Below are 523 nucleotides of genomic sequence, written 5' to 3'. Positions count from 1 at the left end.
GGCGCCCACCGAGATCTACACAAGGAGTATCGTCGGCAGCGTCAGATGTGTATAAGAGACAGGTTGAGGGTGGTGAGGAGGTGTTGTTTGAGGGGTTCGATGTGGTGGGAGTGGCTGGCGTAGTTGACGGGGATGGTTTTGGCGTTGATGCCTTGTTGTTGGTAGTGGGTGGTGAGTTGGGTGATGGTGTGGGTGTCGCCGGAGATGATGGTGTGGGTGGGGGAGTTGATGGCGGCGATGGAGATGTTGGGGGTGGGGGTGATGTGGTGGGCGGGGAGGGGGATGTGGGCCATGGTGCCGGTGTGGGTGTGGTGGTGGATGGCTTGGCTGCGGAGGGCGATGATTTTGGCGGCGTCGTCGAGGGTCAGGGCGCCGGCGATGTGGGCGGCGGCGATTTCGCCTTGGGAGTGGCCGATGACGGCGTCGGGGGTGGTGCCGTGGTGTTGCCAGGTGCGGGCGAGGGCGATCATGAGGGCGAAGAGGGTGGGTTGGAGGACGTCGACGCGGTGGGGGTCGGGGGTGT

General features: G+C 64.2%; 1 protein-coding gene. It reads right to left on the bottom strand.

Annotation, left to right across the window (positions count from 1 at the left end; genetic code table 11):
- Positions 1-41: 41 nt before the first annotated feature.
- A partial coding sequence (locus tag IG94_RS39480) for an acyltransferase domain-containing protein (protein ID WP_043485756.1) occupies positions 42-523 on the bottom strand: 482 nt, incomplete at its 5' end.

Origin of the sequence: Streptomyces olivaceus (assembly GCF_000721235.1) — a bacterium.
GTDB classification, from domain to species: domain Bacteria; phylum Actinomycetota; class Actinomycetes; order Streptomycetales; family Streptomycetaceae; genus Streptomyces; species Streptomyces olivaceus.
The sequence above is the reverse complement of the archived record's forward strand: the minus strand, read 5'-3'. Positions and strand labels throughout refer to the sequence as shown.